The organism is Altererythrobacter xiamenensis (genome assembly GCF_900177715.1).
In the GTDB taxonomy this organism is placed as follows: Bacteria; Pseudomonadota; Alphaproteobacteria; order Sphingomonadales; family Sphingomonadaceae; genus Erythrobacter; species Erythrobacter xiamenensis.
In genome coordinates this window covers 490064-513515 of sequence record NZ_FXWG01000002.1, presented here as the reverse complement: position 1 = coordinate 513515, position 23452 = coordinate 490064, and the positions used below count along the sequence as shown (strand labels likewise).

22 protein-coding genes are annotated in these 23452 nt (G+C 62.6%); 6 read left to right on the top strand and 16 right to left on the bottom strand.

The window, feature by feature from the left end; genetic code table 11:
- Window positions 1-44: 44 nt before the first annotated feature.
- Window positions 45-782 (top strand): bifunctional 2-polyprenyl-6-hydroxyphenol methylase/3-demethylubiquinol 3-O-methyltransferase UbiG, encoded by a 738-nt coding sequence (ubiG, locus tag CCE89_RS07800; RefSeq protein WP_086437475.1) that lies wholly within the window; start codon window positions 45-47, stop codon window positions 780-782.
- Between the two features lie 19 nt (window positions 783-801).
- Here ubiG and CCE89_RS07795 read toward each other — a convergent pair whose 3' ends face one another.
- The 5 genes from CCE89_RS07795 to CCE89_RS07775 all read right to left on the bottom strand — a co-directional run bounded on the left by CCE89_RS07795 (window position 802) and on the right by CCE89_RS07775 (window position 4142).
- Complete coding sequence (locus CCE89_RS07795; protein ID WP_086437474.1) at window positions 802-1299, bottom strand: nucleoside deaminase; 498 nt, start codon at window positions 1297-1299, stop codon at window positions 802-804.
- A 26-nt stretch (window positions 1300-1325) separates the two neighbouring features.
- On the bottom strand, window positions 1326-2357 hold the full coding sequence (locus CCE89_RS07790; RefSeq protein ID WP_086437473.1) for a glycerophosphodiester phosphodiesterase family protein: 1032 nt from the start codon (window positions 2355-2357) through the stop codon (window positions 1326-1328).
- Window positions 2336-2686 (bottom strand): ArsC family reductase, encoded by a 351-nt coding sequence (locus tag CCE89_RS07785; RefSeq protein WP_086437472.1) that lies wholly within the window; start codon window positions 2684-2686, stop codon window positions 2336-2338. Before CCE89_RS07785 ends, CCE89_RS07790 begins: the two co-directional genes overlap by 22 nt.
- 132 nt (window positions 2687-2818) lie before the next feature.
- Complete coding sequence (gene ruvC / locus CCE89_RS07780; protein WP_086437471.1) at window positions 2819-3301, bottom strand: crossover junction endodeoxyribonuclease RuvC; 483 nt, start codon at window positions 3299-3301, stop codon at window positions 2819-2821.
- A 97-nt stretch (window positions 3302-3398) separates the two neighbouring features.
- Window positions 3399-4142: a YebC/PmpR family DNA-binding transcriptional regulator gene (locus CCE89_RS07775; protein WP_086437470.1), complete on the bottom strand. Its 744-nt coding sequence runs from the start codon at window positions 4140-4142 to the stop codon at window positions 3399-3401.
- Between the two features lie 52 nt (window positions 4143-4194).
- Between CCE89_RS07775 and CCE89_RS07770 the strand changes: the two genes are divergently transcribed.
- Window positions 4195-4944 (top strand): CPBP family glutamic-type intramembrane protease, encoded by a 750-nt coding sequence (locus tag CCE89_RS07770; RefSeq protein ID WP_086437469.1) that lies wholly within the window; start codon window positions 4195-4197, stop codon window positions 4942-4944.
- 10 nt (window positions 4945-4954) lie between these two features.
- On the opposite strand, the gene CCE89_RS07765 is transcribed toward CCE89_RS07770, so the two are convergent.
- The 3 genes from CCE89_RS07765 to CCE89_RS07755 form a co-directional block, all read right to left on the bottom strand.
- On the bottom strand, window positions 4955-5302 hold the full coding sequence (locus tag CCE89_RS07765; RefSeq protein WP_086437468.1) for a heavy metal-binding domain-containing protein: 348 nt from the start codon (window positions 5300-5302) through the stop codon (window positions 4955-4957).
- An 82-nt stretch (window positions 5303-5384) separates the two neighbouring features.
- Window positions 5385-5621: a DUF2312 domain-containing protein gene (locus CCE89_RS07760; protein WP_086437467.1), complete on the bottom strand. Its 237-nt coding sequence runs from the start codon at window positions 5619-5621 to the stop codon at window positions 5385-5387.
- A 118-nt stretch (window positions 5622-5739) separates the two neighbouring features.
- Window positions 5740-6087 carry a DUF1244 domain-containing protein gene (locus CCE89_RS07755; protein ID WP_086437466.1) on the bottom strand — a complete coding sequence of 116 codons (348 nt, stop codon included), beginning with the start codon at window positions 6085-6087 and terminating at the stop codon, window positions 5740-5742.
- Between the two features lie 46 nt (window positions 6088-6133).
- Between CCE89_RS07755 and pyk the strand changes: the two genes are divergently transcribed.
- Window positions 6134-7603, top strand: coding sequence for a pyruvate kinase (gene pyk / locus CCE89_RS07750; RefSeq protein ID WP_086437465.1), 1470 nt, complete (start codon window positions 6134-6136; stop codon window positions 7601-7603).
- Window positions 7604-7677: 74 nt separating this feature from the next.
- On the opposite strand, the gene CCE89_RS07745 is transcribed toward pyk, so the two are convergent.
- From CCE89_RS07745 to gltX, 3 genes are all read right to left on the bottom strand, one after another.
- Window positions 7678-7908 carry a hypothetical protein gene (locus CCE89_RS07745; protein ID WP_086437464.1) on the bottom strand — a complete coding sequence of 77 codons (231 nt, stop codon included), beginning with the start codon at window positions 7906-7908 and terminating at the stop codon, window positions 7678-7680.
- A gap of 163 nt (window positions 7909-8071) precedes the next feature.
- Window positions 8072-8365 carry a PilZ domain-containing protein gene (locus CCE89_RS07740; protein WP_159456621.1) on the bottom strand — a complete coding sequence of 98 codons (294 nt, stop codon included), beginning with the start codon at window positions 8363-8365 and terminating at the stop codon, window positions 8072-8074.
- A 145-nt stretch (window positions 8366-8510) separates the two neighbouring features.
- Window positions 8511-9854: a glutamate--tRNA ligase gene (gene gltX, locus CCE89_RS07735; protein ID WP_086437462.1), complete on the bottom strand. Its 1344-nt coding sequence runs from the start codon at window positions 9852-9854 to the stop codon at window positions 8511-8513.
- A gap of 59 nt (window positions 9855-9913) precedes the next feature.
- Here gltX and CCE89_RS07730 point away from each other — a divergent pair, with 59 nt between their 5' ends.
- A complete protein-coding gene (locus CCE89_RS07730; protein ID WP_086437461.1) occupies window positions 9914-11041 on the top strand; it encodes a serine hydrolase domain-containing protein in 1128 nt (375 codons plus the stop codon).
- On the opposite strand, the gene CCE89_RS07725 is transcribed toward CCE89_RS07730, so the two are convergent.
- The gene (locus CCE89_RS07725; protein ID WP_086437460.1) at window positions 11032-11292 is read right to left on the bottom strand and encodes a hypothetical protein; all 261 of its coding nucleotides are present in this window, start codon (window positions 11290-11292) and stop codon (window positions 11032-11034) included. The genes CCE89_RS07730 and CCE89_RS07725 overlap by 10 nt on opposite strands.
- Here CCE89_RS07725 and CCE89_RS07720 point away from each other — a divergent pair.
- The gene (locus tag CCE89_RS07720) at window positions 11292-11630 is read left to right on the top strand and encodes a hypothetical protein (protein WP_086437459.1); all 339 of its coding nucleotides are present in this window, start codon (window positions 11292-11294) and stop codon (window positions 11628-11630) included. The genes CCE89_RS07725 and CCE89_RS07720 overlap by 1 nt on opposite strands.
- Window positions 11631-11841: 211 nt before the next feature.
- Here CCE89_RS07720 and CCE89_RS07715 read toward each other — a convergent pair whose 3' ends face one another.
- The 4 genes from CCE89_RS07715 to CCE89_RS07700 all read right to left on the bottom strand — a co-directional run bounded on the left by CCE89_RS07715 (window position 11842) and on the right by CCE89_RS07700 (window position 21881).
- Window positions 11842-12285 (bottom strand): hypothetical protein, encoded by a 444-nt coding sequence (locus CCE89_RS07715; RefSeq protein ID WP_086437458.1) that lies wholly within the window; start codon window positions 12283-12285, stop codon window positions 11842-11844.
- A gap of 150 nt (window positions 12286-12435) precedes the next feature.
- On the bottom strand, window positions 12436-16740 hold the full coding sequence (gene rpoC / locus CCE89_RS07710; RefSeq protein WP_086437457.1) for a DNA-directed RNA polymerase subunit beta': 4305 nt from the start codon (window positions 16738-16740) through the stop codon (window positions 12436-12438).
- 64 nt (window positions 16741-16804) lie between these two features.
- A complete protein-coding gene (gene rpoB, locus CCE89_RS07705) occupies window positions 16805-20995 on the bottom strand; it encodes a DNA-directed RNA polymerase subunit beta (RefSeq protein ID WP_086437456.1) in 4191 nt (1396 codons plus the stop codon).
- A 265-nt stretch (window positions 20996-21260) separates the two neighbouring features.
- Entirely contained in the window at window positions 21261-21881 is a 621-nt protein-coding gene (locus CCE89_RS07700; protein WP_086437455.1) for a TetR/AcrR family transcriptional regulator, read from the bottom strand.
- Window positions 21882-21928: 47 nt separating this feature from the next.
- Here CCE89_RS07700 and CCE89_RS07695 point away from each other — a divergent pair, with 47 nt between their 5' ends.
- Window positions 21929-23386, top strand: coding sequence for an 8'-apo-carotenoid 13,14-cleaving dioxygenase (locus CCE89_RS07695; RefSeq protein ID WP_086437454.1), 1458 nt, complete (start codon window positions 21929-21931; stop codon window positions 23384-23386).
- Window positions 23387-23452 lie beyond the last annotated feature (66 nt).

The window sequence follows — 23452 nt, the reverse complement described above, 5'->3', positions numbered from 1 at the left end:
ACCTCCCGCTGGTTCGAATCCCCGCGCGCTGTTAGGGATGCCTCATGACAAAGGCAAATGTCACAAATGTAACCATCCGCCCAGAGGAAGCCGAACATTTCGGCACACTCGCTCGTGAATGGTGGAATGCGAAAGGGCCGATGGCCTCGCTTCACCAGGTCAACCCCGTACGTCTCGCATTCATTCGCGAGGCGGTGGACGTCCATTGGGCGGGCGACATTCGCGCGGCAAAGCCAATCGACGGAATGTCGGCGCTCGACGTCGGCTGCGGCGCGGGGCTCGTCTGCGAACCGCTCGCACGGCTCGGCGCCGAAGTGACCGGGGTCGATGCGAGCGCGGAGAACGTCGGTGTGGCGAGCGCACACGCCGAAGCAGCGGGGCTCGACATTCGCTACATGACCGGCGAGCTTGCCAGCCTCGACATCGGGCGCTTCGATCTCGTGACCAGCCTCGAAGTGGTCGAGCATGTCGCCGACAAGCAGGCCTTCCTGCGCGATCTCGCGGCCAAGCTGAAGCCGGAGGGGCTGCTGGTGCTCTCCACTCCCAACCGCACAGCGGCGAGCAGGCTGCTGCTGGTCGAGGGGGCGGAGCGGATCGGCTATGTTCCGCGCGGCACGCACGACTGGCACGATTTCGTAACGCCCGACGAGCTATCCGAACTGCTCGCCGACGCAGGCCTTGCGATGGGCGAACCGCGCGGCATCACCTGGCGTCCGGGCAAGGGGCTGCACCTGTCCGACGATCTCAGCCTCAACTACATCGTCACCGCGCGTAAAGCCTGACGGCGATTCCGAAACTGCGCTAGTCGTTGGCTTGCTCATCCTCCGGGACATCGTCGCCGGGGCGATAATAGAGCTGCGCGCACTCTTCTGCGAGCACCCCACCGACAAGCTCCAGATCTTCCTTGTAGGCATCCGACACGTAGTCGAGCGTCGAGAGGTGGCGATCCTCGAAATACATTTCGTGCACGTCATCGCGCCCCGCGCCATAAACGATGCGGCTGACCCCCGCCCAGATGCTCGCGAAGGTGCACATGCCGCAAGGCTGCAAGGTCGAATAGAGCGTTGCGCTTTCAAGGCGCATTTCCTGCAGCTTCTCGCCCGCGTTCCGGATTGTCTCGATCTCGGCATGGGCGGTGGGATCGCAATCGCGTGCGGTGTGGTTGACTGAGCGCGCGATCTCTTCGCCATCGAGCACGATCAGCGCGCCGATCGGCGTATTGGCAGGATCGGTGCCCTTTTCCGCGATGGCATGTTCCATCGCCAAGCGCATCCAGTGTTCGTCGCTCGTCTCGTTCATCCGGACAGAGCGAGCGAGGCGGGCAATCAGTTCCCGCTGTCCGGTCCTGCCGGTTCGTCCGTGAAAACGCCGGTGACACCCGCGACCTCCAGCATGTCCATCAAGGCAGCCGAATTGCCGCGCGCTGCGTCACCGCCCTGCCCCTTTAACGGCGCGGGCAAAAACGCATTTTCGGGTCTCACAGTCCAGGCATGCACCTCCAGCCCCGCCGCCTTCGCGTCGCCAACCAGCGACGTCGGCGAGCCGTCGGGATTGAGGACCATCGGGATCGTCGCGCCCACCGCGTCTGCGAAAGTTGCGACCTCCGCCAGTCCGGTCGGCGTCACCATCTCCGCATAGCGCAAATCCGGCTCGTCCACCGGCCCTCCATCGGGCTTCACCAGTTGCACCAGCTTGAAGTCGCTGCGCTGATTGAGGCGCCCGAGCGCCGACGGTTCGAAGCTCTGGATATAGATTGAATCGTCCGGATTGATGTTCAGGCGGCGCAGTTCCGCAAGGAGCAGATCGACCATGTCGATCCCCTCGGCCTGAAGGAAGAAGGTCGGGTGCTTGAGCTCGGGATAGAGGCCGATCGTGCGGCCGGTCTCCGCTTCCTTGGCGCGCACCAGCATCACGATCTCTTCCAGCGTTGGTACCTGGTAGAGCCCGTTGAAGCGCGCGTTGGCCGGTCGGATCGCGGGGATGCGCTCCCTGGCGCGCAAGGTGCGCAGTTCTTCCAGGGTGAAGTCCTCGGCAAACCAGCCGGCGATGCGCTGCCCGTCGATCTCCTTGTCGCGGCGGCGGCTCTCGAACTCCTCGCGGCTCGCGACATCGGTCGTATCGGCAAGGTTGTTCTCGTGCCGCGAAATCAGCACCAGATCCTTGGTCACGACAAGGTCGGGTTCGATATAGTCCGCCCCCTTGTCGATGGCGCGCTCATAGGCCGCCAGCGTGTGCTCGGGTCGCTCCGCGCTCGCCCCGCGATGCGCGATGATGAGCATGTCATCGGCAGCAGCCAATGTCGGCGCGCACAGGAACAGCGCAGCGAGGAAGGCCTTCAGCAAAACGCGTTCTCCCATTCGCTCTGGCTGAAGCCGACCAGCACGCGGTTGCCGTCATCAGTCTCGACCACCGGACGTTTGATCATGCTGGGATGTTCGACCATCAGCGCAATCGCCTTCTCGCGATCGATATCCGCCTTTTCCTCGTCGGAGAGCTTGCGGAAGGTCGTCCCGCGACGGTTCAAGAGGACTTCCCAGCCGACGCGGTCGGCCCAGCGTGCGAGGTTCTCCGCGTCCGCGCCTTCCTTCTTGTAGTCATGAAAGGTGTAGTCGATCCCTTCGCCGTCGAGCCACTTGCGAGCCTTTTTCACGGTGTCGCAATTGGGGATGCCATAGAAGTGAATCATTGGGGCTCCTTGGTGGGAAATCCTGCTGGATGGAACACGTGGGACACGGTCCTGCAGGCCAAATCGCGGGGGCGCGATCGGCCTGGGATCAAAGCAATACCGCGCTGATGTGTCATCGCCATGAACGCCCGCCTAGCGTGCCGTCGGCGAGTAGGACAGATGCGCATCGGCAATGGCGACCGCCAGAGCGTCCGCCGCATCGGCGCCTGCAATCTGCGCGCCTGGCAACAAGACCTTGAGCATGGCCTGAATCTGGGTCTTTTCCGCCCCGCCCGTGCCGACGACCGATTTCTTGACCAGCCGCGCGGCATGCTCGTTCACCGACAGCCCGCCTGCAGCACAGGCCGCCAGCACCGCGCCGCGCGCCTGCGCCAGCTTGAGCGTCGTCTGCGGGTTCTTGTTGGCGAAAACCTCTTCTGCTGCCGCGCGATCGGGGGCGTGAGCGCCGATCACTGCGCGGATCGCGTCATGCAAATGATGCAGCCGCTCGGCGATCGGAGCCTTGGGATCGGTCTTAACCTCACCATTGGCGATATGCGAAATGCGCGAGCCTTCGGACCGGATCACGCCCCAACCGGTGCAGGTCAGCGAAGGGTCGAGGCCTAAGATCAGCATCGCTCCCCCTCCCGCTTGCAGGAGGGGGCCGGGGGGTGGGCGAGAGGTCGGACCGGGCCCACCCCTAACCCCTCCCGCAAGCGGGAGGGGAGCTCTATCAATCCAGCTTCTCCATGATCTCGTCGGGGATCTCGTAATTACCCCAGACGGTCTGCACATCGTCATCATCGTCGAGCATGTCGATCAGCTTGAGCAGCGTGGCGGCACCCTTTTCATCCATCTCGACCGTGATGTTGGGCTTCCACGCGAGCTTGACTTCCTTGGCTTCGCCCAGCGCTTTCTCGAGGTTCGATGAGACTTCGTGAAGGTCTTCGGCAGCCGTCCAGATCTCGTGGCCATCTTCGGACGACTGGATGTCTTCGGCACCCGCTTCCAGCGCGGCTTCGAGGACTTTTTCTTCGTCGCCCGCCTCGGGGCCATATTCGATGTAGCCGACCCGCTCGAAACCGTGGGCCACGCTGCCTTCGGTGCCGAGGTTGCCGCCGTTCTTCGAAAACGCCGTACGGACAGCGGTCGCGGTGCGGTTGCGGTTATCGGTCAGCGCTTCGACGATGATCGCGCTGCCGCCCGGGCCATAGCCTTCGTAGCGCACTTCCTCGTAGTTCTCGTCATCCCCGCCAGAAGCCTTGTCGATCGCACGCTGGATATTGTCCTTGGGCATCGACTGCGCCTTGGCCGCATTGACCGCGAGCCGCAGGCGCGGGTTCATGTCGGGATCGGGCATGCCCATCTTCGCCGCCACGGTGATTTCGCGGCTGAGCTTGGAAAAGAGGTTGGAGCGCTTCTTGTCCTGAGCGCCCTTGCGGTGCATGATGTTCTTGAATTTGGAATGGCCTGCCATGGCTGATCTTGTAATCCGCTAGTTTGAATTTCTCGGGGGCCGCATTAGCCGCATGACAGGTGAATCCACAAGCCTTGCGCTGCCGAATTCGGCGCGCGCGGAATGGCGCCAATGGCTGGCGTTCCTGCGACGGCCGAGCCTGCCCGGTGAACCCGCTCCATTCGGGCGGTCGGCACTGGGCATGGCGCGCATGCTCAGCCTCGACCTGATGGTAATGATCGTGCTGATCGGCCTGATCGGGGCTGCGACCGCTTTCGGCCTCGAACTGCCTGACAATGCGCTCAACAGCCTCGAGCTGACTGCGGGCACGATTGCGCTGCTTGTTCTGGTCGCGCCGCTGATGGAGGAAATCGCCTTTCGCAGCTGGCTCTCGGGCAAGCCGGGGCATGTGCTCGCGATCGTCATCCTCTTCGGGGGCGTGCTGGTATCGGCCATGCTGGCGGAAACGCGCACCGGCGACGCGGCGGACATGGCCGTCGCGTTGATCGTGTTGGGGGCGGGGCTGCTCGCTCTTGTGGCGCTGTTCCTGCTGCGGAAGCGCGCACCGATGGCCCGGTTCGCGCGCCTCTTTCCCGTGTTCTTCTGGCTCAGCACGGTCAGTTTCGCGCTAATTCACCTCGCCAATTATACCGAAGGCGCGCTGGCGATCCTGCTACCGCTCGTCATCCCGCAATTCGTGCTCGGATCGATCCTTGGATACGTCCGCGTGCATTACGGGCTGTGGAGCGCGATTGCGCTCCACATGCTGCATAACGGATTGATAGTGGCGGTGGTGGTGACCGCGGCCGAAAACGCGGCCTAGACCTTAACCCCTAGACTTTGACAGCGGTCCCGCTGGCCGAGACCATCAGCATCGAGCCGGTATCGCCGATCACCTCGTAATCGAGATCGACGCCGACCACGGCATTGCCGCCGCGGCTTGCCGCTTCGGCCTGCAGTTCCTCGATCGCCTGGTTGCGCGCATCGGCGAGGATACGTTCATAGCTGCCCGAGCGACCGCCCACGATGTCGCGGATATTGGCGAACAGATCGCGGAACAGGTTCGCACCGACGATCACTTCGCCCACCACGATCCCGCAATATTCCTGAACCGGACGGCCTTCGACCGTGGGGGTGGTGGTGACGATGACGCCGCGCGCGTCTTTCCAGGGACCTGCCATGAACTGTTTCTCCTAGTTTGAATTCGATTGCCGTATTACTAATATAATACAGCTGAAATAGCAAGGAAATCAGGCCGCCCTGTCAGCCCATTCCGAGCGCGGCCTTGTAAGTGTCGAGGATCATTTCCTGTTCGCTGCGATCGTCGGGCTTCATCTTACGCAGGCGCACGATCTGGCGCATGATCTTGGTGTCGTAACCGACTGCCTTGGCCTCGGCATAGACGTCACGAATATCGTCGGCGATGCCCTTCTTCTCTTCCTCGAGGCGTTCGATGCGCTCGATCAGAAGGCGCAGGCGGTCGTCGGTGGCTTCAGCCATTGGGTAATTGCTCCAGTCTTGTGAGATGTGCCGAGAGAATCGGCTCGGGCATTCGATAGCGGCGCGCGCGTCGAAGCGAAACAGGGCAATCGCCGGGTTTTCCGCAAGCGCGACTGCTTCAGCGCAAATCCGCCTTGTTGCGGGTCAGGCTCTTTTCCATCGCGGCGATCTGCTCTTCGGTTGCGGGCTGCTGGCGGGTCGCCTTCCATTCGTCCATCGGCATGCCGTGGATCAGTTCGCGCGCCGCTGCCTTGTCGCCCTTGTAACCCGCATCGCGGATCCAGTCGGCGAGACAGTTACGGCAGAAGCCGGCAAGCCCCATCAGCTCGATATTCTGCGCATCGTGGCGATGCCGCAAGTGGCGCACCAGCCGGCGGAAAGCCGCAGCCGCCACCGCATCGTCCAACTGATCGAGCGCGTCGTCACCGGGTTTCGGGGCATTCGTGCCCTCAGCAGTCGTATTCATAACTGTTTCCTTGAGTTGCAATGAAGCTGTGCCATAGCACTAACCCATGGCAAAGCCCCCACTCAACCGGCTCGATCCGCGCAGCCGCAAGGTCAAGATCCTCGCCACCATCGGTCCGGCGAGCCGTTCTCCCGAAATGCTGAGAAAGCTGTTCAAGGCAGGCGCGGACGCGTTCCGCGTCAACATGAGCCATGGCGAGCATTCCGACCACGAGGCGTCGATCAAGGCGATCCGTGCGCTCGAGAAGGAGTTCGCAAGGCCGGTTGCAATCCTAGCCGACCTTCAGGGGCCCAAGCTGCGCGTCGGCAAGTTCAAGAACGGCGAGGCGGTGATCCGCCACTCGGGCCATTTCACGCTCGACCGCAATCCCGAACCCGGCGACGAAACCCGCGTCCAGCTGCCGCACCCCGAGCTGTTCGGCATCCTCGAAAAGGGTCAGCGCCTGCTGATCAACGACGGCAAGATCCGCCTGCGCGTGATCCGGGCCGACGAGGACGAAATCCTCTGCTCGGCCGAAGTCGGCGGCGTGATCTCGGATCGCAAGGGCGTGAATGTGCCCGACGCCGAAGTTCCGATTCCGGCGTTGACCGAAAAGGACCGCAAGGATCTCGCCTTCGCAGTCCAGTACGGGGTCGACTGGATCGGCCTCAGCTTCGTCCAGCGGCCCGAAGACATTGCCGAGGCGCGCAAATTGATGGGCGGTTATGGCGCGCTTTGCGCCAAGATCGAGAAGCCGATGGCGGTGCGCAAGCTCGACGAAATCATCGAGCTGTCGGACGGGATCATGGTCGCGCGCGGCGACCTCGGTGTCGAACTCGAGCCGCAGGAAGTGCCGCCACTGCAGAAAAGAATCGTCAATGCTGCGCGCACCGCAGGCAAGCCGGTTATCGTGGCGACGCAGATGCTCGAATCGATGATCGAAAGCCCGACGCCTACGCGCGCCGAAGTCTCGGACGTTGCCAACGCGGTGTACGACGGCGCCGACGCGGTGATGCTTTCGGCCGAAACGGCAGCGGGCGACTGGCCCGAGGAAGCGGTCACGATCATGGACCGGATCGCGAGCCAGGTGGAGCGCGACGAAGGGTACAAGGAGCGCGTGCGCTTCCTCGACACGCCGCCCGATGCGACAACGTCCGACGCCCTCGCCCATGCCTGCATGACCATCGCCGACACGGTCGCGATCAGCGCCATCACCGTCTTCACCGCTTCGGGTTCGACCGCGAGGCGCGTGGCGCGCGAACGCCCGGACACGCCCATGCTCGTGCTCACGCCTTCGATGGGCACGGCCCGCCGCGTCGCCCTGCTATGGGGCGCGCATGCCGTGGCGACCAAGGATATCGGCAGCTTCGAAGAGATGATCGCCAAGGGCAAGCGGATGGCGTTGCGCCATGGCTTCGGCAAGGCGGGGAGCAAGCTCATTGCGCTCGCCGGCGTGCCGTTCGGAACGCCGGGCGCGACCAACCTTCTGCATGTCGTGACCCTCACAGGTAACGAGCTTACACGTCACAGTGGCTGACGCATTTTCCGCCTGAAACGAAAAGGGCGCCCCGATCAGGAGCGCCCTTCTTGTTCCGATTTGCGGTCAACCGCTTACGGGCTGACGGGAACATCATCGTCATCGTCTTCGGCCACGATCAGCGCGATCATGCCTGCCGCAGCGATAGCGGCAATGATCAGTCCGGCGCCAAACCCGTTACCGCCCAATTCGCTTTCGCCTGCCACCGGCGCGCTTGCGCGGTCGGCGGTAGCTGCGTTGATGGCGATCGGGGTCGCGGCAAGGGATGCTGCCGCGCCGGCCATGGCAATAGTTCTCAATTTCATTCTGCGCCCTTTCGATTGCTGGGGGGTCAGTCAATCAAGGGGCGAGGCGGCAGGGGCGTTCCGGGCACCGCGCTTAAGTGCGGTGAAGTGGACTTCCTGTCAGACCAACCGAAAAAGAATCGGTAATTCAGAAACTTGCGGCAGATTTCGCGATTGCGGAGAATCAGGCTGCGAGGCGGCTGAGATGCTCCAGCGTCGGCTCGTAGAGCAATTCCTCGAATACGATCCCGGCCCGACCATCCTCGATCCACACCACCTTGGCGGGCTGGTAGTTGAGACCTGGCAGCTTGATCGAGACGCTCTCTTCGGGCTTCACCGCCCATGATCGTGCATCGACCATGCATCCGCCAAGGCTGATGTCGAGCACCGGCAATTGCATCTTGTTGCCCGAACGATAGCGCACTTCGGCGTCATAGCCTGCGACCTTGCGCTCGTTTTTTCTGCGTTCGGTCTGCATTGGCCGACTCCTGCTAACCCGTTTGTTTTGCTTGCCAACGAGTATCGCGGCAGACTTGCCATCCATGTTACGATCAAGGCGCATATTCGGTTAATGCGGTTGGTTAAGGCCGGGTTGCCGCGGCGACTGCGCCCATGGATTGGGCTTACCCGTTAGCCGCGCGGGTCAGTCTCTCGCGCGCCTCGTCTTCGCCGATCAAGGGCAGCAGTTCGCCCATATCGGGCCCGTGATTCATACCGGTAAGTGCCTGGCGCAGCGGCAGGAACAGCGCTTTGCCCTTGCGGCCGGTGCTCTCCTTCAGCGCGCCGGTCAGCGCATGCCAGGGATCATCGGCGTCGAAGTCGAGCTGCCTGGCAGCCTCTCCCAGATACTCGCGGTCATCCTCGGAAAACTCGGGCTGTTCGATCGGACCGGTGACGATCTGCCACCATTCGACGACTTCGCTCGCCTTCTCGAGGTTTGGCCTGATGGCGTGCCATGCCGCTTCGGTGAAATCGTCCGGCACGAAACCGCGCACCTTCTCGAACGGCATCTGGTGGACGATCGCCGCATTGATCCGGTGCAATTCGTTGTCGTCGAACTTCGCCGGCGCGCGGCCGAAGGTCGAAAGGTCGAATGTCTCGAGCAGTTTTTCACGCTCGGCGATCGGCTCCACCGGCAGCGAGGTACCAAGCCGCGCCAACAGCGCGACGATGGCTTCAGGCTCATAGCCTTGCTCGCGAAAGGCATCGCATCCGAGCGAGCCGAGCCGCTTCGACAGCTTGCCTTCCTTGCCCACCAGCAGCGCCTCATGCGCGAAACTGGGCGGCTGCGCGCCCAGGGCCGTGAACATCTGGATCTGCACGGCAGTGTTCGACACATGGTCCTCTCCGCGCAGCACGTCGGTCACGCCCATGTCGATATCGTCGACGGCGGAGGGCAGCATGTAGAGCCACGAGCCATCGGCACGCCTGATCACGGGATCGGAGAGCTGTGCCGGATCGAACTTCTGCGATCCGCGAACACCATCTTCCCAGGTGATCGGTTCGTCATGGTCGAGCTTGAAGCGCCAGTGCGGAGCGATGCCCTCGGCCTCTTTCGCCGCGCGATCGGCTTCGCTCATCTCAAGCGCACCGCGGTCGTAGATCGGCGGCAGCCCGCGGGAGAGGAGGATCTTGCGCTTTACCTCGAGCTCCTGCGCGGTCTCGTAAGCCGGATAGACCCGCCCTGCCTCGCGCAGCTTTTCGAAGGCCGCCTCGTAGAGAGCCATGCGCGCCGACTGGCGCTCTTCACCATCGGGCGAAATGCCAAGCCATGCGAGGTCCGTGCGGATCGCCTCGACATATTCCTCTTTCGACCGCTCCGCGTCGGTATCGTCGATGCGCAGCATGAAGCGCCCTTGCTCTTTGGCACCGCCCTTCTTGGCGAGCATCCAGTTGTGGAGCGCGGTACGGATATTGCCGACATGGAGGCGGCCGGTCGGAGACGGTGCGAAACGAGTGGTGGTCATGGCGGTTGCGCTAGCGGGAAAATCCGCGCAGTCCTAGCGCCAAAGGGAGAGATCAACACATGGACGACACAGCTTTTCGCGACACTCTGGCACAGGCCAACCTGCCCGGCGCGAGCGCCATGATCGTGGACCGCGACGGCATCCGCTATTCGCACGCGAGCGGAGAGCGCGATGCGGTGGAGCACGAGCCGATGGCGCTCGATACGCCGTGCCAGATCGCGTCGATGACCAAGGCAGTCGTGTCGGTCGCGGCGATGCAACTGGTCGAACAGGGCAAGCTGGAGCTGGACGCGCCGATCGGATCGGTCCTGCCTGAACTTGCCGAGCCTCAGGTGCTCGACGGTTTCGAGGAGGACGGCACGCCGAAACTGCGCGCCGCGGAAAAACCCGTCACCTTGCGGCACCTGCTGACGCACACCGCGGGCCTCGGCTATTTCTTCGTTCAGCCCGAAGTGCTGCGCTATTTCGCGCATGCGGGGATGCCGGTGCCGGGATCGAAGGCGAGCCTCAAGATGCCGCTGATGTTCGAGCCTGGCGAAAGGTGGGAATACAGTGTCGCGACCGACTGGGCGGGCCTCGCGATCGAAGCTGTCACGAACCGGAAGCTGCGCGACTATCTCAGCGAGCACATCTTCCAGCCGCTCGGCATGAGCGACACCGGATTTCACGATGCCCCGCTTCCCGGAGGAGCCGCTGTTCATCGGCGCGAGGGTGATGGCTTCGTCAAGGCCGATATGTTCCTCGGTGGCGGCGAGTTCGACAGCGGTGGTGGCGGGCTGATCTCGACCGCGCCCGATTATGGACGCTTCCTTCGCATGATCCTGCGCGGCGGCGAGCTAGACGGCGCGCGCATCCTGTCGGAGGAATCGGTGGCCGAGATGAGCCGCAACCAGATCGGCGATATTCGCGCAGGCTACATGGGTTCCTCCATGCCCGATCTTGCCGCGCCCTTCGACAACTTTCCCGATCAGCACACCGGCTGGGGCCTCGGCTTCCTGATCAACCCTGAGCGCGGCCCCGCAGGCCGGTCGCCGGGTAGCCTAGCCTGGGCAGGCATCTTCAATTCCTTCTACTGGATCGACCCGAGCGAAGGCGTGGCGGGCGTGTTCATTTCGCAGATGTCGCCGTTCGGCGATCCGGGCGCGTTCGAGGCCTTCGCCGCACTGGAACGCATGGCTTACGCCTGACCGGCAGCGTCTCCGCCGAGATCGAAGCGCTTGCGGGTCTTGGCGATCTGCGCATGGAAATCCGCGATCGCAGCGCGGTCGGCGTCGGACCCATGCGGCACGATATAGGCCTCGATCTCGGCCAGTTCCTGTTCGGCAATCTCGAGGTGCGCGGGAAGCTCGGCCAACGCTTTCGCGGCCGCCCGTTTGTGCGCCTCGACCTGTCCGGTATCGATGGCGTGGTTCGACACCTTGCGCCGGCAGCGCGCCATTGCTCCTGCGTGTGCTGGAACAGTTTCTTGAGGAACTCGCGCAGCAGGGTCATCGCCAGCGGCGCTTCACCCGCCTCGATCATCCGGTCGAGCGCCATGCGATTCCGCTCGGTCAGCCATCCAACCGGGTGATACATGATCCGATATTTGAGATATTTCGCGACGAGCCCGAACTTGCCTTCGTCGAGATAGGCTTCGACCAGCGGGTGGGTGATCACGTCACCGCTATCGAGCCACAGCAGCTTCGCATCGTGGATTGCGATCTCGCCAGCTTTGGCCAGTTTGAGCGCGCTGTCTTCAACCCGGTCCTGATCCTGCCGGAGGTTCTTGAAGCGTAGCGTCGCCCGCTCGACCAGTTCACGTCCGATAGAAGACAAATGCGGGGGTGGCGGTGGCGGACCTTCGAACAGCATGCGCTCGAACTCGCCGAGTTTGCCGGGCTCTTCGTTTTCAGCGTTGTCATCCATCGCGGCGGGCCCCCGATCGGAGGAAAGGCTATCACGGCGGAGAGATAGCGCAAGGTCGCCGCAAACGTCTCGACGTGAGAGCTCAGCAGGACGCAGCTTCGGCCATGACGAGCTGCAGGGCGTCATCCCAGACGCGGTCGATCCGCTCGCTTCGCACCAGGCCGGCCAGCTGATCGTTAAACGACGCGCGATCATTATGCCACGCAGCATCGAGCATCGCGCCGAGCGTGCGTTCATCATGGCTGAGACAGCCGCAGCAAAAGCGCTGCACCAGTACCGGTTCGGGCCATGAATGGCCGATCGTCTCCACGAGTTGGAGCGCCTTGATCGCGGTCTGGATGCTGCCAAGCCGATTGGCGAGCTCGGCCGCCGGATCACGCTTCGCCCGTTTGTAGGCCGCGACCAGCCTCAACGAATAGATGAAGCGCGCAGCGACCGGATGCAGGTCGGTGATCCTGGGTGCTTCCTGCAAGGCGGAGATCTGCTCCGCAAATCGTTCCGTTTGCGAATCGCTACGCTTCCTCATGCCCGCTCCTTTCAAATGACGAGGCAATGAGTATCCTTGTTGCGAGTGCTTCGCAATAGCATCTTTATAAGTTTGGCAAAGAAAAACCCCGCCGGAAGCTTGCACTTCCAGCGGGGCTCTTTCCTTTCAGCCGGGCAAGGCTGCGAGCGATTACTCCTCGCTCGCGCCCTCCGGAGCGGCTTCGCCGCCGCCCCCGGCACCGCCCATCGCAGCCTTCATCGCTTCCTCGGAAGGAACCGCATCGGCTTCGGGCTCCGGCTCGGACTCGTTCGCTGCGGCGAGCGCTTCCTGCTGCTTCTTCCACTGCGCACGAAGCGCAGCGTCGCGGCTGGAAGCGGTCACGCGCATGCGGTTCATGCCCGCACCGGTACCTGCCGGGATAAGGCGGCCCACGATCACATTCTCCTTGAGACCGATCAGCGTGTCCTGCTTGCCCTCGACCGCGGCCTGCGTCAGCACGCGCGTGGTTTCCTGGAACGAAGCGGCCGAGATGAACGATCGCGTCTGCAAGCTTGCCTTGGTGATGCCGAGAAGGATGGGCGTGCCCTCTGCCGGCTTCTTGTTCTTGGCAAGCTTCGCATTGGTCTCGAGCATTTCGGCCAGATCGACCTGCTCGCCCGGCAGCAGCGTGGTGTCGCCGCCATCGGTGATCTCGACCTTCTGCAGCATCTGGCGAACGATCACCTCGATGTGCTTGTCGTTGATCTTCACGCCCTGCAGTCGATAGACTTCCTGAATCTCGTTCACGAGATATTCGGCCAGAGCCTCGACACCCAGAACCTCGAGGATGTCGTGCGGGTTGGGCGAACCGGAAATCAGGGTATCACCCTTCTTCACGAAGTCGCCTTCCTGCACGTCGATCACCTTGGTCTTGGGGATCAGGTACTCGACGCGATCTCCCTCCTCGGGAACGATCGCGATCTTGCGCTTGGCCTTGTACTCGCGAACGAATTCGATCTTGCCCGAAATCTTGGCAATGACCGACACGTCCTTCGGCATGCGGGCTTCGAACAACTCGGCGACACGCGGCAGACCACCGGTGATGTCGCGCGTCTTGGCCGCTTCACGCGAAGCACGGGCGAGGATGTCACCCGCCTGCACTTCCTGACCGTCGTCGACCGACAGAGTGGTGCCCGGTGCCAGCATGTAGCGCTGGGCCTCGGTCTCGCCGTCTTCGCTCTCGCCTTCGCCGAGCAGGGTCAGACGCGGACGAAGGTCTTCCTTCTTCTTGCGCCCGGTCGCCCGGTTCTCGGTGACGACGCGCTGGGCGATGCCGGTGGCTTCGTCCGAACGCTCTTCCATCGTGGTGCCGTCGACGAGGTCCTTGTAGCGGACCACGCCCGACGTTTCGGTGATGATCGGCAGGGTGAACGGATCCCACTCCGCCAGACGATCGCCTTCCTTCACCTTGGCGCCGTCCTTGTGCATCAGGACGGTACCGTAAGGCACCTTATGGATCTCGCGCTCACGACCCTCGGCGTCGATCACGGCCAGCTCGCCATTGCGGGCAAGCGACAGGATACGACCCTTCTTGTCAGTGATCGTGGGCATGTCGCGATATTCGACCTTGCCGTCCGACACCGCTTCGAGGTGCGAGGTTTCGTTGAGCTGCGCCGCACCACCGATGTGGAAGGTACGCATGGTAAGCTGCGTGCCCGGCTCACCGATCGACTGAGCGGCGATGACGCCGACAGCTTCACCGATGTTTACCGGAGTACCGCGAGCAAGATCACGGCCGTAGCAGGTGCCGCAAACGCCCTGTTCGGCTTCGCAGACCAGCGGCGAGCGGATCTTGGCCGACTGCACTTCGGCTTCCTCGATCGCCTTGACCATCGGTTCGTCGACCAGCGTACCGGCCTTCACGATGACCTCGTCGGTCGCCGCGTTGATGATGTCTTCGGCAACCGTACGGCCGAGGATACGCTCGCCGAGCGAAGCGATGACGCTGCCGCCCTGAACGATGGCGCGCATTTCGAGCACGTTTTCGGTCTTGCAGTCTTCCTCGACGATCACGCAGTCCTGCGACACGTCGACCAGACGACGGGTCAGGTAACCCGAGTTCGCCGTCTTGAGCGCGGTATCGGCCAGACCCTTACGCGCGCCGTGGGTCGAGTTGAAGTATTCAAGAACGGTCAGACCTTCCTTGAAGTTCGAGATGATCGGCGTTTCGATGATCTCGCCCGACGGCTTGGCCATGAGGCCGCGCATACCGGCAAGCTGCTTCATCTGCGCTGGCGAACCACGCGCACCGGAGTGGCTCATCATGTAGATCGAGTTGATCTGCGCTTCCTTGCCGTTCTCGTCGATCGGCTGCGACTTGATCTCCGCCATCATGGCGTCCGCCACCTGGTCGCCGCAACGGCTCCAGGCGTCGATCACCTTGTTGTACTTTTCCTGCTGGGTGATCAGACCGTCCTGATACTGCTGCTCGTAATCGGCAACCAGCTTCTTGGTCTCCTCGATCATGCCGTCCTTGCTGTCCGGAATGATCATGTCGTCCTTGCCGAACGAGATACCCGCCTTGAAGGCGTGACGGAAACCGAGAACCATGATCGCGTCGGCGAACAGCACGGTGTCCTTCTGACCGGTGTGACGATAGACCTCGTCGATCACGTCGCCGATGTCCTTCTTGGTGAGAAGGCGGTTGACGATGTCGAAGGGAACCTTGTGGTTCTTCGGCAGACATTCACCGATCAGCATGCGGCCCGGCGTCGTGACGAAGCGCTTCATCGCGACATTGCCGTCCTCATCGGCCTGCGGAACGCGGGCGATGATCTTGGAGTGCAGCGAGACCGACTTGGTTTCGAGCGCCTGGTGCACTTCGGCCATGTCGGCAAAGCGCGGCAGCTTCTCGATCTTGGTGCCGTCTTCTTCCTCGATGAACTCGGGCGTCTTTTCCTGACGTTCCATCGAGAGGTAGTAGAGACCCAGCACCATGTCCTGCGAAGGCACGATGATCGGCTTGCCGTTGGCGGGCGAGAGGATGTTGTTGGTCGACATCATCAGCACGCGCGCTTCCAGCTGCGCCTCGAGGCTCAGCGGAACGTGAACGGCCATCTGGTCACCGTCAAAGTCGGCGTTGAAGGCGGCACAGACCAGCGGGTGAAGCTGGATCGCCTTACCCTCGATCAGTACGGGTTCGAAGGCCTGGATGCCGAGACGGTGAAGCGTGGGCGCGCGGTTCAGAAGAACCGGGTGCTCGCGGATCACTTCGTCGAGGATGTCCCAGACTTCCTTGCGCTCCTTCTCGACCCACTTCTTCGCCTGCTTGAGGGTCATCGAGAGACCCTTGGCATCGAGGCGGGCGTAGATGAACGGCTTGAACAGTTCGAGCGCCATCTTCTTCGGCAGGCCGCACTGGTGCAGCTTCAGTTCCGGACCGGTCACGATGACCGAACGGCCCGAATAGTCGACGCGCTTGCCGAGCAGGTTCTGACGGAAGCGGCCCTGCTTGCCCTTGAGCATGTCGGACAGCGACTTCAGCGGACGCTTGTTGGCACCCGTGATGACGCGGCCGCGACGGCCGTTGTCGAACAGGGCGTCGACCGATTCCTGCAGCATGCGCTTTTCGTTACGCACGATGATGTCCGGCGCGCGCAGTTCAATGAGGCGCTTCAGACGGTTGTTACGGTTGATGACGCGGCGATAGAGATCGTTGAGATCGGACGTCGCGAAACGGCCGCCGTCCAGCGGGACGAGCGGACGCAGTTCCGGCGGGATCACCGGAATGACTTCGAGGATCATCCATTCCGGACGGTTGCCCGAATCGATGAAGCTTTCGACGACCTTCAGACGCTTGATGATCTTCTTCGGCTTGAGCGCGGACTTGGTGGTCGCGAGCTCTTCGAGAAGGTCTTCACGCTCCTGCTCGAGGTCGAGATCCATCAGCATGATCTTGACCGCTTCGGCACCGATGCCGGCGCTGAAGGCGTCTTCGCCATACTCGTCCTGCGCTTCGAGGAGCTCGTCCTCGGTCAGCAGCTGGAACTTCTCGAGCGGGGTGAGGCCCGGCTCGACCACGATGTAGCTTTCGAAATACAGCACGCGTTCGAGCTGCTTCAGCTGCATGTCGAGCAGCAGGCCGATGCGCGAAGGCAGCGACTTGAGGAACCAGATGTGCGCAACCGGCGCAGCCAGTTCGATGTGGCCCATGCGCTCGCGGCGCACCTTGGTCACGGTCACTTCGACGCCGCACTTTTCGCAGACGACGCCCTTGTACTTCATGCGCTTGTACTTGCCGCACAGGCACTCGTAGTCCTTCACCGGACCGAAGATGCGCGCACAGAACAACCCGTCACGCTCGGGCTTGAACGTGCGGTAGTTGATCGTTTCCGGCTTCTTGATCTCGCCGAACGACCACGAGCGGATCCGCTCGGGCGATGCGATCCCGATCTGGATCTGGTCGAAGGTTTCCGGCTTTGCGAGCTGGTTGGTGAATTTGGTCAGTTCGTTCATTTTCGTATTCCCTTACGGGTGAATCTTGCAGGCGGAGTTGGCGGGGGCGAGAAGCCCTCCGCCGTTATTCCGCCGCCTCCGGCCACTGGTCTTCGTCTTCGTCGCCGTCGCTCAGCGACTTCAACTCGACGTTGAGGCCAAGGCTGCGCATTTCCTTGACGAGAACGTTGAAGCTCTCCGGAATGCCGGCTTCGAAGGTGTCGTCGCCCTTGACGATGGCTTCGTAGACCTTCGTACGGCCGACCACGTCGTCCGACTTGACGGTGAGCATTTCCTGCAGGGTGTAGGCAGCGCCGTATGCCTGCAGGGCCCAGACTTCCATTTCGCCGAAGCGCTGTCCGCCGAACTGCGCCTTACCGCCCAGCGGCTGCTGGGTGACAAGCGAGTACGGACCGATCGAGCGAGCGTGGATCTTGTCGTCGACCAGGTGGTGCAGCTTGAGCATGTAGATGATACCCACGGTGACCTTGCGGTCGAAGGCTTCACCCGTGCGCCCGTCGTAGAGCACCGACTGGCCCGAACCGTCGATCCCGGCTTTTTCCAGCTCGACGGTCACGTCACCTTCGCGGGCGCCGTCGAACACCGGCGTACCCATCGGGACGCCCATGCGGAGGTTGCCGGCCAGTTCTACGATTTCCTCGGTGCTGCGCGCCTCGATTTCATCGTGATACTGCTCGCCATAGACCGTCTTCAGGCGCTCCACGACGGCGGTCGGGGGCTTCGCTTTGGCGTAATCCTCGGCTGCATTCGGATTGGCCGCCTTCCACTCCTCGAGCTCGGCGGTGATCTGCTGGCCGAGGCCACGCGCCGCAAAGCCGAGGTGCGTTTCGAAGATCTGCCCGACGTTCATGCGCGAAGGCACACCCAGCGGGTTGAGCACGACGTCGACCGGCGTGCCGTCTTCGAGGAACGGCATGTCCTCGATCGGCAGGATGCGCGAAATCACACCCTTGTTACCGTGACGGCCGGCCATCTTGTCGCCCGGCTGCAGCTTGCGCTTCACCGCGACGAAGACCTTGACCATCTTGAGCACGCCCGGTGCGAGCTCGTCGCCACGCTCGAGCTTTTCCTTGCGGTCCTCGAACTTGTCTTCGATGCCCTTCACGGCTTCGTCGTACTGCGACTTGACCGCTTCGATCTGCGCCTGGCGGTTGTCGTCGGCCACGGCGAACTTGAACCATTCGTGGCGTTCGATGCCTTCGAGCAGTTCCTCGTCGATCTCGGTGCCCTTCTTCACGCCCTTCGGAGCCGCCGAAGCGGTCTGGCCGACGAGCATGTCGCGCAGGCGGTTGTAGGTCGCCCGGTTGAGGATCGCGCGTTCGTCCTGGCTGTCCTTGCGCAGGCGCTCGATTTCTTCGTGCTGGATGGCACGCGTACGGTCGTCGATCTCGATGCCGTGACGGTTGAAGACGCGGACTTCGACCACCGTGCCGGCCACACCCGGGGGCAGGCGCAGCGAGGTGTCGCGGACGTCCGAAGCCTTTTCACCGAAGATGGCGCGCAGAAGCTTTTCTTCCGGCGTCATCGGGCTTTCGCCCTTCGGCGTGATCTTGCCGCACAGGATATCGCCCGGGTGCACTTCGGCGCCGATGTAGACGATGCCCGCTTCGTCGAGGTTGCGCAGGGCTTCCTCGCCGACATTTGGAATGTCGCGGGTGATGTCTTCCGGCCCGAGCTTCGTGTCGCGAGCCATGACTTCGAACTCCTCGATGTGGATCGAGGTGAACACGTCATCCTTCACGATACGCTCGGAGATCAGGATCGAGTCTTCGTAGTTGTAGCCGTTCCAGGGCATAAAGGCGACGAGGCTGTTCTTGCCAAGCGCCAGCTCGCCGAGATCGGTCGAAGGACCGTCGGCAATGATGTCGCCCGGCTCGACCACGTCACCGACCTTAACCAGCGGACGCTGGTTGATGCAGGTGTTCTGGTTCGAACGCTGGAACTTCTGCAGCGTGTAGATGTCGACGCCCGACTGACCGGGTTCGACATCGCCGATCGCACGGATCACGATACGCGTCGCGTCGACCTGGTCGACGATACCGCCGCGGCTGGAAGTGATCGCCGCGCCGCTGTCACGCGCCACGGTTTCTTCCATGCCGGTGCCGACGAAAGGCGCTTCGGCCTTCACCAGCGGCACGGCCTGGCGCTGCATGTTCGAGCCCATCAGCGCGCGGTTGGCGTCATCGTTTTCCAGGAACGGAATGAGCGATGCGGCGACCGAGACGAGCTGCTTGGGCGAAACGTCCATCAGCGTGATCTGGTCGCGCGGCGCCATGAAGTAGTCGCCGTTCTGACGCGCCGAGACGAGCTCTTCGACGAAGCTGCCGTCTTCGTTGAGTTCGGCCGAGGCCTGCGCGACGGTGTGCTTCTGCTCTTCCATCGCCGACAGGTAGATGACTTCGCTCGAAACCTTGCCGTCCTTGATGGTACGATAAGGCGTTTCGATGAAGCCGTACTTGTTGACGCGGCTGAACGATGCGAGCGAGTTGATCAGACCGATGTTCGGGCCTTCCGGCGTTTCGATCGGGCAGATACGGCCATAGTGCGTCGGGTGAACGTCGCGCACTTCGAAGCCTGCGCGCTCGCGGGTAAGGCCGCCCGGGCCAAGCGCCGAAACGCGGCGCTTGTGGGTGACTTCCGACAGCGGGTTGGTCTGGTCCATGAACTGCGAGAGCTGCGAAGAACCGAAGAACTCGCGCACCGCAGCCACGGCAGGCTTCGCGTTGATGAGGTCGTTCGGCATGACGGTCGACACGTCGACGCTGCTCATGCGCTCCTTCACCGCGCGTTCCATGCGCAGCAGGCCGACGCGGTACTGGTTTTCCAGCAGCTCGCCGACCGAACGGACACGGCGGTTGCCGAGGTTGTCGATGTCGTCGACTTCGCCCTTGCCGTCCTTGAGGCCGACCAGTTCCTTGACCACGGCGAGGATGTCTTCCTTGCGCAGCGTGGTCACAGTGTCCTCGGCATCGAGGTCGAGACGCATGTTGAGCTTGACGCGGCCGACGGCCGAAAGGTCATAGCGCTCGCTGTCGAAGAACAGGCCTTCGAACAGGGCTTCTGCGGTTTCCTTCGTCGGCGGTTCGCCCGGACGCATGACCTTGTAGATCGCTTCCAGACCTTCGTCGCGGTTCTCGGCCTTGTCGGCCTTCAGCGTGTTGCGGATCCACGGGCCGGTGTTGATCTCGTCAATGTCGAGCAGTTCGATCTTGTCGAAGCCTGCAGCATCGAGCGCCTCGAGGTGTTCTGCCGAAACCTCGTCACCCGCTTCGATGTAGATGCGACCGGTCTTCTCGTCGATCAGGTCGTTTGCAGCGTAGCGACCGAAGATTTCGTCGGCCGGAAGCAGCAGGTGCTCGAGACCGTCCTTCTGCGCCTTGTTGGCGGCACGCGGGCTGATCTTCTGGCCGGCCGGGAAGACTTCCTCACCGGTCTTGGCGTCGACCAGGTCGAACGCCGGCTTCTGGCCGCGCCACTGCTCGGGCACGAACGGGATCTTCCAGCCGTCACCCTTCTTGCCCGATACGCGTTCCCACGTAACGGTGTCGTAGAAGTGATGCAGGATTTCCTCGCTATCGAGGCCGAGTGCGTAAAGCAGCGCGGTGACCGGCAGCTTGCGCTTGCGGTCAATACGGACGTTGACGATGTCCTTCGCGTCGAACTCGAAGTCGAGCCAGCTGCCGCGGTACGGAATGACGCGAGCGGCGAACAGCAGCTTGCCCGAGCTGTGCGTCTTGCCGCGGTCATGGTCGAACAGCACACCCGGCGAACGGTGCATCTGCGAGACGATCACACGTTCCGTGCCGTTGATGATGAAGGTGCCGTTCTCGGTCATGAGCGGCATGTCGCCCATGTAAACGTCCTGCTCCTTGATATCGAGGACCGAACGGGTTTCGGTTTCCTGGTCGACCTCGAACACGATGAGGCGCAGCGTGACCTTCATCGGGGCAGCATAGGTGATGCCGCGCTGGCGACATTCGGTGGTGTCGTATTTGGGCTCTTCGAGTTCGTAGTGAACGAAGTCGAGCTCGGCGGTGCCGGCGAAGTCGCGGATCGGGAAGACGCTGCGCAGCGTCTTTTCGAGGCCGGAGACGTAATCGATCTCCTTGTTGGAGCGCAGGAACTGTTCGTAGCTCTCGCGCTGAACCTCGATGAGGTTGGGCATCTGTACGACTTCGTGGATATCGCCGAAGATCTTGCGAATACGCTTCTTCGCAGTGCCCTGCGTCTTGGTGGACTTCGCCTTGGTTGCCATGGAGGAGGTATGCCTCTTTATTATGCCGGGTCCTGAGGGGCAGCCCGGTGTCGTGAACAGTAATGTCACGCGAAACGGCTCGCATATCGGACGCGAAAAGGCCGCAGCGATAGGCCCACCTGTCCCGGCGGTACTGCTGCAGCTCAATCAAGCGTCGCGATTATGGAGCCCGCCGCTTCCATCCTTAAATCCGATCCCCGCGCATGAATCGGTTTTGCTCGAAGCGTGCGGTCGCGGCTGCATATAGGAATGCAGCGCCTGTGGGTCAAGCGCAGTCGGGGTCTGTGCGTTCGAGTCCGAAAGTATGCGCCACGACGGAGCGAATGACTTCGGGGTCGTTGCGGATTTGGCCCAGGAGGATGAGGTTGGCGAGCCCGTGGACGAGCGACCAGGCGTGCATCGCAGCGCTGGCCCTGTCGGACCGCGGGCCCAGTTGCGGAAGAACGCTGGAAATACCGGCCTGGAGTTGGCGGAAGGCTTCATTCTCGCCACCCTCGGGATCGGCCAGATCCCCACTGGTCCGGCGCGAGAACGTAATGGCGAACAGGGCGGGATTGGCCACCGCCCAGTTCACATAGGCCTCTCCTGTCGCGCGGAACTGCGCGTTCTTGCTTTCCGCGCTCCCGGCCGCTTTCTTCTGGCATAGGCCCAATTGCCGTATGCCTTCGACAGCGAGCGCATCGAGCAAGGCATCCTTGTTGGCGAAGTGGCGATACAGAGCTGTCGCACTGACACCGAGCTCGCGCGCGATCGCTCGCAAACCCAGGTCCGGCACCTCTTGCGAGGCCAGTTTCTCCAACCCCAGCGCGATCGCCGCAGCGCGCAAGTCGCCGTGGTGATAGCTCTCGTCGGATTTGATGTTGACAGTGTTAGCATTAGCAGTCATGTTAACATCATAAACATTCCGAGTCGTCCATGCAAGGGAGCCTCATCATGGCCAGCGTTATCGAGAAGAGCATTCGCAAGGCGGTTACCGGCGGCATCATGAAAGTCGCGGATTACAACCGCAAACGCCTACCTGAACCCGCAGGCGGCCATCCCTATCTCACCGGTCTGCACACGCCGATGAGGGAGGAGGTCACGCTTGATACGCTCAAGGTCGATGGCGAAATTCCGGCCCAGCTTGACGGGCGGTATCTGAGGATCGGCCCCAACCCTGTCACCCCGCCCGATCCCGCCAGCTATCACTGGTTCGTGGGCGACGGCATGGCGCATGGCGTGCGGATCAAGGATGGCAAGGCCGAGTGGTATCGCAACCGCTGGGTCCGCTCCAACGCGGTCAGCGATGCGCTGGGAGAGCCGCGCAAGCCGGGCACTCGCCACCCGCGCACGGACAACGCGAACACCAATATCGTCGGCATAAACGGGCGGACCTTCGCCATCGTCGAGGCAGGCGGCAAGCCGGTCGAGCTGGACGACACGCTCGACACGATTGCGCACAACCCGTTCGACGGGACGCTGCAGAACTCCTTTTCCGCGCACCCGCATCTCGATCCCAGAACAGGAGAGATGCATGCGATCTGTTACGACACGCAGATACCGACTACGGTCTGGCACACCGTGGTCGATGCCGATGGCAAGGTCGTGCGCGAGGAACCGATAGAAGTCGCCGATGGCCCCTCTATCCATGATTGCCAGATTACTGAAAACTACGTGCTGGTGTTCGACATGCCGGCGGTATTCTCGATGAAGCGCCTGATCGCTGGCTATTCCTTCCCCTTCCACTGGAATCCTGATCACGGCACGCGGCTCGGGCTCATGCCGCGCAACGGCACGAGCGACGACGTGATCTGGTGCGAGATCGAGGAGCCCTGCTACGTCTATCACCCCGCCAACGCGTTTGAGCGCGAAGACGGGTCGGTCGTCGTCGATGTGGTAGTCCACGAGAGCACTTACGACAGCTCGCCCGGCGGCCCGGGCGGCAAGTGGGTACGGTTCGAACGCTGGATCGCCGATCCCGCGACGCGCACAGTCGAGCGGACAATCGTTCACGACCGGCCGCAGGAGTTCCCGCGCTACGACGAGCGCCGGACCTGCCGACCCTATCGCTACGCCTATTGCATAGGCCTGGCCGAGCGCGAAGGGCTCGACATGGGCGGCACGCAGATCTTCAAGCACGACCTGGAAGCCGGTACGACCGAGGTCCGCGAACTCGGCGCCGGCCGCCACCCGGGCGAGTTCGTCTTCGTACCGCGCAACCCCGGCTCTGGAGAAGATGCCGAAGAGGATGATGGCTGGCTGATGGGACTGGTGATCGACTCGGCGGAGGAAACCACCGAGTTGCTGATCCTGCGCGCCGATGACTTTACCGGCGAGCCCCAGGCAGTGATCCACATCCCCCATCGCATACCGCCCGGATTTCATGGCAACTGGGTCGCATCCTCCGTCTAATTCCCACCCCATCGCGAAACACGAAGCGCCCGCCCGGTCCGTCCGCGGCGGGCGTTTTGGCGCGTG